Annotated in this window: 9 protein-coding genes; all 9 read left to right on the top strand. The window is 63.3% G+C overall.

Features of this window, described 5'->3' with window-relative positions:
- The first annotated feature begins 250 nt into the window (after window positions 1–250).
- Window positions 251–598 (top strand): hypothetical protein, encoded by a 348-nt coding sequence (locus ACH107_RS27115; protein ID WP_412508788.1) that lies wholly within the window; start codon window positions 251–253, stop codon window positions 596–598.
- 24 nt (window positions 599–622) lie between these two features.
- On the top strand, window positions 623–1,405 hold the full coding sequence (istB, locus tag ACH107_RS27120) for an IS21-like element helper ATPase IstB (protein WP_412508790.1): 783 nt from the start codon (window positions 623–625) through the stop codon (window positions 1,403–1,405).
- A gap of 111 nt (window positions 1,406–1,516) precedes the next feature.
- Window positions 1,517–2,431 (top strand): LysR family transcriptional regulator, encoded by a 915-nt coding sequence (locus ACH107_RS27125; protein WP_412508791.1) that lies wholly within the window; start codon window positions 1,517–1,519, stop codon window positions 2,429–2,431.
- Window positions 2,432–2,548: 117 nt separating this feature from the next.
- Window positions 2,549–3,793, top strand: a complete 1,245-nt coding sequence (locus ACH107_RS27130) for a pyridoxal phosphate-dependent aminotransferase (protein ID WP_412508792.1) — start codon at window positions 2,549–2,551, stop codon at window positions 3,791–3,793.
- A complete protein-coding gene (locus ACH107_RS27135) occupies window positions 3,786–4,409 on the top strand; it encodes an RraA family protein (RefSeq protein WP_412508794.1) in 624 nt (207 codons plus the stop codon). Before ACH107_RS27130 ends, ACH107_RS27135 begins: the two co-directional genes overlap by 8 nt.
- Window positions 4,390–5,058 carry a 5-oxoprolinase subunit PxpB gene (gene pxpB, locus ACH107_RS27140; protein WP_412508796.1) on the top strand — a complete coding sequence of 223 codons (669 nt, stop codon included), beginning with the start codon at window positions 4,390–4,392 and terminating at the stop codon, window positions 5,056–5,058. Before ACH107_RS27135 ends, pxpB begins: the two co-directional genes overlap by 20 nt.
- Window positions 5,055–6,032 (top strand): biotin-dependent carboxyltransferase family protein, encoded by a 978-nt coding sequence (locus tag ACH107_RS27145; RefSeq protein WP_412508797.1) that lies wholly within the window; start codon window positions 5,055–5,057, stop codon window positions 6,030–6,032. Before pxpB ends, ACH107_RS27145 begins: the two co-directional genes overlap by 4 nt.
- A 15-nt stretch (window positions 6,033–6,047) precedes the next feature.
- The gene (locus ACH107_RS27150; protein ID WP_412508799.1) at window positions 6,048–6,815 is read left to right on the top strand and encodes a LamB/YcsF family protein; all 768 of its coding nucleotides are present in this window, start codon (window positions 6,048–6,050) and stop codon (window positions 6,813–6,815) included.
- Window positions 6,816–6,949: 134 nt separating this feature from the next.
- Window positions 6,950–7,912: a TRAP transporter substrate-binding protein gene (locus ACH107_RS27155; protein ID WP_412508800.1), complete on the top strand. Its 963-nt coding sequence runs from the start codon at window positions 6,950–6,952 to the stop codon at window positions 7,910–7,912.
- Window positions 7,913–8,119 lie beyond the last annotated feature (207 nt).

Here is an 8,119-nt window from a genome sequence, read left to right on the forward strand (position 1 = left end):
ACGGATTTGTAGGCCAACCCGGGTCCTCCGTTTGACGGCAGAAGACCCCGGCTTACCAACCCGCAGCGACCAGCACCTATTCCTGAAATCAATCAGGCCAGTGGGGCCGTCCTCCAGACGGGCATGCCCGTCTTCCGTTCAGCCCCACCGGCCAAGGTGGCTGTCGGCACCGGCCATGGTGGTTGTCGCTCAACAGGCGGTGCATCACCGCCGTGGGTCGCGTGGTGGCCACACCACCATCAAGGAGCACATGCCCAAGGCACATCAGCGCCATGGCGGCATGACGCCGGAAAGCCTCATCCGCCGAGCCGCCCGGACCGGCTATCACACGGCCGTGCTTGTCGAGCGCCTGATGCGTGACAGGCCGCATCCCGAGCAGGGATACCGATCCGCCCTCGGGGTGCTCAGCCTGCTGCGCCAATTTGGGCCGGAGAGGTTGGAAGCGGCCTGCGCCCGCGCCCTGACGGTCGGAACTGTGTCCTATGCCTCGGTGCGCTCCATCCTCGTCACCGGGCTGGATCAGGCCCCGGACCCGCCAGACCCGATCACCGCCACACCGGCCCACGACAACATCCGTGGCTCGGGCTACTACCAGTAACCCTCAGCACAAAAGGATCAATACATGCTGACACATCCCACCCTCGACCAGATGGCCGCGCTTGGCCTGACGGGCATGGCCAATGCCTGGAAGGCCCTTGCTGAACAAGATCCCGGCCAGGCTCTCGATCGCAATGAATGGCTCGGGCTCATGCTCGATCGTGAAGCCACAGCGCGCGCGGATAAGCGCTTCGCCAACCGGCTTCGCAATGCAAGGATGCGCTTCCCCAACGCCTGCATCGAAGACGTCAACTTCGCCGCCAGCCGAGGCCTCGACCGCCGTCAGGTCTTCGCCCTGGCACAAGGCGAATGGATCAAGGCAAAGGAGCAGATCGTCCTTACCGGCCAAACGGGCACCGGCAAAACCTGGCTTGCCTGCGCCTTCGGCCATCAAGCTGCGCGCCTCGATCACTCCGTTCTCTACGTCCGCATGCCGCGGCTCTTCGAGGACATGGCCATGGCGCGCCTTGATGGGCGTTTCCCAAAGCTGGTCGACAAGCTGGCCCGCGTCCAGCTCCTCATTCTCGACGACTGGGGCACCCACGGGCTCACCGATCAACAACGCCTCGACCTGCTCGAACTCTTCGAAGAGCGTTATCAACGCCGCTCTACCATCATCACCGCGCAACTGCCCGTCTCGGGCTGGCACGACATGATCGGCGAGCCCACAATCGCCGACGCCATCCTCGACCGGATCGTCCACAACGCCCACCGCATCGATCTCAAGGGAGACAGCCTGCGTAGAAAAGATCAAAACGAGAACTTGACCCACGTGAAAAACCGCGAAACGATGCCATCAGAAACATAACTGCAGGCAGAGGATCAGCCGTGCCCGAGCTGTCCGGGAATTACTGAAACGGCTGTCCGGGATTTAGCGTAATCGCTGTCCGGTATTTCTGAAATCCGCACGGAGGCTGCTATGAATACTCAGATCACCCTGAAGCAGCTCGAAACGCTTTATTGGATTGCCCGGGTCGGGACCTTCGAACGGGCGGCGTCACGGCTCAACACCTCGCAATCGGCTGTCTCGAAGCGGATGCAAGAGCTGGAGCGCGCCTCCCTCATCGAGATCTTCGACCGCTGCCAACGCGGAGCGAAGCTCACCTTGAAGGGGGAGGAGCTTCTCGGCATCGCCGAGAAGATGCTGGAGCTTCACGACCAGATCTCTGATGTGAAACTGGAGGCGCAGCGACGGCCCCGTGTTCTGCGCCTGGGGGTCACTGAGCTTACGGCGATGACTTGGCTGCCCCGCTTAGTGGGGCAGCTGCGCCATCACTATCCGGCTTTGAAGATTTCGCCCGCCGTCGACATGAGCCGGACGCTCTTTGCAGCGCTCGAAGAGGACCAGCTCGATCTCGTGGTTATTCCCGCAGCGTTTCGCCTACCCGAATTCCGCTCGGTCCCCTTGGCGAAAGTCGAGAACGTCTGGATGGCACGGCCCGGCTTGGTGGAAGGCTCGGGCAAGGTTTCCCTTGGCGATCTCGCAAGGCACCCCATGCTAATGCAGGGATCACAATCGGGGTCGGGCCTCTTGCTGAATAAGTGGCTTCAAGGCCAGGGCATAAGTTGTCCCGAGGCCTTGGCCTCGGACAGTCTTACGGCTCTTCTTGGGCTGGCCGTCGCCGGACTGGGGGTCGCCTATCTGCCGCGGGAATGTTTCGGCTATCTCGTCGAGGATCAGACGCTCGAGGTGATCGCGACTGAGGACGAGCTGCCACCGGTCCCCTATGTCGCAATGTATCGAGAGGATCGGCCGCATTCGTTCATTCACGAGGTGGCAGAGCTGGCCGCGGGCTGCGTCGACTTCGGCAGCAGCTTCCAGGCGCTTGGGTAGCACCTGCCGAAACATTCCCTGAGGTGTTTCGTTGTCAGTAGTTAATATCGCTTTTGTTTATGCGTACGTCCTTTTTAGTCTGGTGCCTGCGGAGTTGAGGATGAAAGGCATGACGACATGGCGATCAAGCTGTCTGAGAAGGTTCTGTCGCTGAAGCCCTCCGCGAGTATCGCGGCCAAGCAGCGTGTGAGCGAGCTGCAGGCTGAGGGCCGCAGGATCATCGATCTCACGCTGGGCGAGCCCGACATGAATACACCGGCGCTGATCATTGAGGCCGGGGTCGAATCGATGCGCGCCGGCCAGACGCATTACACCGGCTCGGCGGGAGATGCCTCCCTCCGTGGGGCCATCTGCGAGAAGTTGTGGCGCGAGAACAGTGTCGAATACTCGCCAGAGGAAATCGTCGTCGCCTGTGGCGCGAAGCAGCTGATCCAGGAAGCCTTCTCGGCCACGCTGAACCCCGGGGACGAGGTGATCGTGCCTGCTCCTTACTGGGTGAGCTACCCTGATATCGTGCGCATGAACGGTGGGGAGCCCGTGATCGTTGAGTGCCCCGCCGAGACTGGCTTTCAGCTCTCGCCCGACGCGCTGGAAGCGGCCATCACAGACCGGACGCGCTGGCTCATAATCAATTCGCCGGGCAACCCTAGCGGAGCGGTCCTGAGCGAAGCGGTCTGGCGCGGCATTCTCGAGGTTCTCGCGCGTCACCCCCACGTGGCCCTAATGACGGATGAGATCTACGAGCGGATCACCTACGATGGGGCGCGAAACATCACCCCGGTGGCGCTTGATCCTGCGCTGAAGGATCGCTGCCTGATCGTGAATGGCATGTCCAAAGCCTATGCTATGACAGGATGGCGGCTGGGCTATGCGGCGGGTCCGCGCGAACTGATACGGTCCATCGTTAAGCTGATCGGCCAGTCCACAACCTGCGCCGCCGCCTTTACGCAGGTCGCGGCCCGCGAAGCGCTGCAAGGCGATCAGGCTCCCGTTCGGGAGATGGTCGAGACCTATGCCGTCAGGCGCAGCTTGGTCCTCGACGCGCTCGACACCATGCCAGGGGTCTCCTGCGTTCCTCCGGGCGGTGCCTTCTATCTGTTTCTGAACGTGAACGCTCTCTTGGGATGCGTTGCCCCGGATGGGCGCCGTATCGACAGCGACCTCGATCTCGTGAGCTGGTTCCTCGACGCCGAAGGTTTGGCGGTCATGGACGGGACCTCCTACGGTATGCCGGGCTTTCTGCGCCTCTCCTTTGCGGCGTCGACTGAGACCCTGCGCGAGGGCTGCGCTGCCATGGCGAGGGCCGTCGAGGCGCTCGCACCGGAGCAAACGAGACTGCAGAAGGCGAATGCAAATGACTGACTGGTCCGGCATAGAAAATGAGCTGAAGGAACTGATGGCCTGCTTCCGTGGCTGCGCAGTGGCCAACATCAGCGATAATCTGGAGCGTGCCAAGGGAGCGCGTGGCCTGCGGCCTTTCCACCGGCAGGGCACTATGGCCGGCCGGGCACTGACCGTTCGCACGTCGGCGGGAGACAATGCTTGGATCTATCGCGCCTTCGAGATCCTGCAGCCCGGCGACGTGCTGGTGATCGACGGCGGTGGCTATCCGGATCGCGCGCTGATCGGAGAGATCATGTCGAAGATCGCAGAAGCCAAGGGCGCGGTGGGCATGGTGCTCGACGGGGCCATCCGTGATGTCGATGCCATCGGGGCGGAAGATTTCCCCGTCTTCGCGCGAGCCGTCTCGCATCTCGGACCCTACAAGAACGGCCCTGGTGCCCTGAATGAACCGGTGAGCATCGGAGGCATGGTTGTCACGCCCGGTGACATCATCGTGGGCGACGCAGATGGCCTCGTGGCCTTTGGTCCGGAGTCTGCCAAAGACCTGCTCTTGGCCACGCAGGCGCAGCAACGCAAGGAGGAGGAGATCCTGAGCTCTATCGCGGACGGAAGCTATGCCGGAGCCTATGGCTGAGGCGGAACCCAAGATCTCGTTCATGGGCGAGAGCGCTCTGCTGTTGCAGCTCGAGGGGCCCATGTCGCTGGAGGTTCAGCGGCGCATCTGGGGCTGCGCGCACACTCTGGGAAAGCGCCCCGAGGTCGCCGAGACCGGGGTGGGCGTTCATAGCGTCCTCGCGATTCTCTCCCCGGAGGCCAATGCCGAGGCCTTGGCAGAGGTTTTGCCGAGCCTCTGGGATGCCGCCGACGCGGAAGAGGGCTCGGGGCGGCTGATCGAGGTGCCGGTCGTCTTCGGTGGGAGAGGGGGCATTGATCTTTCGGAGGTGGCCGCGGCCCATAATCTGAGCGAAGCCGAGGTTGTCGAGCGCTACTGCGCTGCGGACTACACGGTTTTTGCTCTCGGGAGCCAGCCGGGCTTCGGCTATCTGGGAGGCCTTGATCCGTCGCTCACGACGCCTCGGCGGTCCTCGCCCCGGCAGAGGGTCGAAGAGGGCAGCGTGATGATCGGCGGCGCGCAGGCGGGCGTGCTCTCGCGCAGCTCTCCCTCGGGGTGGCACGTCATTGGACAGACGGAGCTTGCCTTCTTCGATCCGTTGGGTGACCCACCCGCGCTGATCGCGCCGGGGGACCGGCTCCGGTTCCGTCCGGCTGGGGGCGAGACATGATCCGCATCGTAACAGCCGGCCCGCTCGCGTCCGTCCAGGATCTCGGGCGCCGCGGCTACCGCAGCCTGGGGGTGGGGACCGCGGGTGCGATGGACCTGCGTGCGCTCCGCGCCGTCAACGCCTTGGTTGGCAATGACGAAGGGGCCGCCGCGATCGAGTTCACTCTTGGTGGTTTCGCGGTCGAAGCCATGGAGGACGTCGATATTGCCGTCGGGGGCGCGTCGGCGGACCTCAAGATCGACGGGTCGCGGATCGCTCCGTGGTGGACGCAGACCTTGCGGCGCGGGCAGTTTCTGACCGCGGGTCATAGTGTCAGTGGCATGCGGATCTACCTCGCGGTCGGGGGCGGGATCGATGTCCCCCTGCTGATGGGCGCACGGTCCACCGATCTGAAGGGAGGCTTCGGCGGGCTCGAAGGGCGGACACTCCGCGACGGGGACACACTCGCCACCGGAACCGCCGCTGCCGAAGGGCGCTCGACGGGCTTCGGCCTGAGCTTCAATGCCTACCCGCAGCTTTTTTCCCCTCTGACGAGCCAGGAGCCGCTGCGCTTCGTCCCCGCTGCAGAGTGGGAGGACTATGACGCGCAGACCCAGGCGTGCTTCACCGAAAGTGATTGGACCGTCACGACCGAGAGCAACCGCGTCGGCTATCGCCTCGGTGGACCGGTCCTTGAGGCGGGCGAGCGGCGCGAACTGCTCTCGCACGGTATACTGCCCGGCACGATCCAGCTGCCGCACGGCGGCGCGCCGGTGGTTCAGATGCGAGAGGCAAATACCTGCGGCGGCTATCCGAAGCTGGGAGTGGTTATTGAGGCTGACCTGCACCGCCTAGCGCAGGTTCCGCTGGGCCGGGCGATACGCTTCGCTGCCTGCACCCCGGCTGAAGGCCGGGCCGCGGCACAAAGCCAAGAGGTAGAACTGGCCGCCATCGCGCGCCAGTCGGCGCGGGCGCGCAATGGCTGGGCCGCATGATGGAGAACTGAGGCGATGCGAAAGATAGACGTCAATGCCGATCTTGGAGAAGGCTACGGCCCCTACCGGATCACGGACGATGCGGCACTTCTGCCGCTCGTCACCTCGGTCAATATAGCCGGCGGCGGTCATGCAGGCGACCCCATGGTTATGGCCGAGACCGTGCAGGGCGCGATCAAGGTGAAGGCGCGGTTCGGCTGTCACATCGGTTATCCTGATCGTCAAGGCTTCGGCCGACGCCCAATGGGGCTAACCCACCGGGAGTTGGAAATGGAAGTCATCTCCCAGCTTGGGGCCCTCCGGGCGATCGCGGTCCATCATGGCGGCGAGCTGACCCATGCCAATTTCCATGGCGCACTGGGGAACCTTTCCTTTGCGGATGCCGATGTCGCCCGGACGCTCATTGGTGCGCTCAAGGCCTTTGACCCCGACCTGCACTTCATCGGTCTGCCGGATACCGAGGCCAGCCGCGCAGCAGAGCGTCAGGGCCTTCGCCTCGTCCGATCGTTCCTGGCGGACAGGGGGTATTCTGGCCCCGGCCGGCTCGCGGCTCGCGGTACGGAGGGCGCGGTGCTCCACGATCCTGCGCTGGTGCAGGCGCGGGTATCCGCGGTCCTCCGGGAGGAGCGCCTCACGACGCTGACAGGGGAGGAGATCCCGATGCCCGTGGACTCCATCCTCGTACATAGCGACACGCCTAGGGCACTGGAACTCGCCCATGCGATCCGGGCAGGGATCGAGGAGGCCGGTTGCCGCATCTCCGCCTATCCTGCTCACCAATAATGCATTCCTTCCAGTGATGATTTGTCGTTCGTTATTATCGCTATTCAGAACGGTTTCCCGATGTCAGACTGACCGGAGAAGAAGCGTCCGCGACCCGACGGATGCCGCGAGAGACAACCAACAGGAGAAACGCGATGCTCAGATACACGACACTTATCCTTGCCCTGATGGGCAGCACCGCCGCCGCCGAGACCTGGGACCTGCCGCTTGCCTGGCCGGACTCCAACTATATCACGCAGAGCGCCCAGAGCTTTGCCGACCAAGTCGGCGAGGCCACTGAGAACCGGGTGGAAATTACCCTGCATCCGGGCGGATCGCTCGGCTTCAAGGGACCGGAAATGCTCTCGGCTGTCGGTGACGGCCTTGTTCCGATCGGGGACATGCTCCTCAATCAGCAGGTTGGCACTGAGCCTCTGCTGGGCATGACCTCGCTTCCTTATTTCCTCGGCTCCTTCGACGAACTTGAACAGTTCGAGGCCTATTTCCGCCCGACGCTCGAGGAGCTCATGGAGGAGAATAATCAGAAGCTCCTTTATACCATTCCCTGGCCGCAACAGCAGATCTGGACCGAGGCCGAGGTCACCGATCTCTCCTCACTGGAGGGGATGACGATCCGCAGCTACGATCGGTCCTCCACAGAGGTCTTCGAATCCGCTGGCATGACCCCCGTCCAATTGCCCTGGGGCGAGGTCATCCCATCCTTGGCCGCGGGTACTATCGACGCGGTCGCGACCTCCTCGCCCTCCGCGGTGGACGGCTCGTTCTGGGAGTTTATCGGCTATGGCTATCCGACGCGGCAGACTTGGAACATGAATGCCATGACCGTGAATCTTGATCGCTGGAATGCGCTCAGCGAGGAGGACCGCACGGCGATCGCGGGGCTGGCTAACGAGCTTCAGCCCGAGTTCTGGCAGCGTGCCCAGGATGAAGACGCCAAGAACATGATGACCCTCGAGGAGAATGGCGTGGCCCTCTCCGACATCAGCGATGAACTTCGGAGCGATCTTACCGAACGTGCCGCGCCGCTGCGTGAGGCCGCGCTCGAGGAGATGGGCGAAGAGGCCCGTCGCATCGTCGAAGGCTTTGACGCAGAGTAATGGCTCGATGACGGGATCGTCCGGAATGCTGGGCGATCCCCTTTTCCACGTTCTCGCCGGTGCTTTGGTGCGCGGCGGTGTGACGAGCGAGGTTCTGGGACTATCCTAAATTTTGTGCTCTGGCGTGGTAACGGTTCTGAAAAGGAGACCACGAATGAGCATCGACAAAGACCTTTTGGACAAGCTGATGGAAGGCCGGTCAGCCGG

Source organism: Roseovarius halophilus (ex Wu et al. 2025), from assembly GCF_047086965.1.